General features: G+C 51.5%; 3 protein-coding genes. All 3 read left to right on the top strand.

Annotated features, from left to right (window positions below; genetic code table 11):
• A partial coding sequence (locus AC0QH1_RS31055; RefSeq protein WP_324635309.1) for a hypothetical protein occupies positions 1 to 193 on the top strand: 193 nt, incomplete at its 5' end.
• Positions 194 to 361: 168 nt separating this feature from the next.
• Positions 362 to 490: a hypothetical protein gene (locus AC0QH1_RS31050; protein ID WP_324635308.1), complete on the top strand. Its 129-nt coding sequence runs from the start codon at positions 362 to 364 to the stop codon at positions 488 to 490.
• Between the two features lie 295 nt (positions 491 to 785).
• Positions 786 to 1,091, top strand: a complete 306-nt coding sequence (locus AC0QH1_RS31045) for a hypothetical protein (protein ID WP_324635310.1) — start codon at positions 786 to 788, stop codon at positions 1,089 to 1,091.
• The last annotated feature ends 184 nt before the right edge of the window (positions 1,092 to 1,275 follow it).

Below are 1,275 nucleotides of genomic sequence, written 5' to 3'. Positions count from 1 at the left end.
TAAGCGCAATAGTTTTTTATCCCTAGTCCAACCCCAGGGATGGAAAAACTATCCCGATAAGCGCAATAGTTTTTTATGCCTAGTCCAACTCCAGGGATGGAAAAACTATCCCGATGAGCGCAATAGTTATTGCGGTGCAAACAGTTGCAGGCAAATCCTGGAAATGTCAGGGATTGAGACCAAAATGGTTTAAAAATCCAACCGATGCTGCTCAACACTGAGAGGCAGAGTAAGCCCATCTATTGAGAATTGGGGGGAGTCTCGATCGCGAGTACGAGAAAGGCGATCGCGGCCCAACCTGCCCCAACCCGACCCCGAGAAAGCGATCGACCTCGCACCGGGACACCCTTGGGGAAGGGGGGTGAATGAATTTAAAAAACTTATCAAAAAATCAGCTAAGCTTATCGAACACCCCACCGGAAAGGCAGGCAAGCGATCGCGCCTCAGAACCGGGGAACCCTTGCGCGGGGATGCAGGGGAGGAGGCGTAAGGGCTTCCCGGAAAAATAAAAAAGCCACTGAAAAATAGCGCTCTGGTCTAGATCTAGACTCAATTTGCAGAAAAAAGCAGAAGATCCCAGTTGACAAAGGCAATCTTTATAGAGAACGATGGAACGAATAAGGAGAGCATTGGGAGACGGGCGATCGCTCTAGTCCCAGGCGTTGGGAGCCGGGAGTTTCCGATGGGGGTGCAACTGCCCTCCCCCGGAGGTCTCTGAACTGGCAACCAAAACGCTACAATGTTCCCAACTTATGAATGACCTTCTGACCTCGGATTTGGCTTTTATGGAGACAACTGCCCATTCCAATACAGAATCACTCGACAACTTGCCCCGTGAGGTGAGGGTCACCCAACTCCAGTACCTAATGGAGACCCTGGAAATCGCAGATCGGATTGCCGCTAAAGGCTATCTAATCACCAGTTCCGAACTCGCCGATCTGATGGATGTTAATGCCAGCGCCGTGACCAGTCGCGGCGATCATTGGCCTTGGCGCAATTGGATCGTTTCGCGGGTGCGGCGGGAAGGGAACCAAATCCTCTGGCAACTCGAACGAATCGATGTGGTTAACGCACAAGAAAGCGAAAGTTGAACTGAATATCAGTTCAGGGTTTGAAATCATCAGCGAGGATCCCTACTGGCGCTCAGATGCCCTGCGGGGGTCTTGTTGTGGGGGAAAATCGAGGATAAAGGCTGGCGAGTCAGGGACTCCGTAGAAACCAACCCCATGTCTAAAGCCAGGGGCTTGTACTTCTAACCACCTGACCAGCCTAAAC

This window comes from Phormidium sp. CCY1219, from assembly GCF_055795085.1.
The sequence above is the reverse complement of the archived record's forward strand: the minus strand, read 5'-3'. Positions and strand labels throughout refer to the sequence as shown.

Bases quoted from the DNA above. Each gene is read 5' to 3' on its own strand.
- AC0QH1_RS31045 (WP_324635310.1), top strand. From the start codon at position 786: ATGGAGACAACTGCCCATTCCAATACAGAATCACTCGACAACTTGCCC.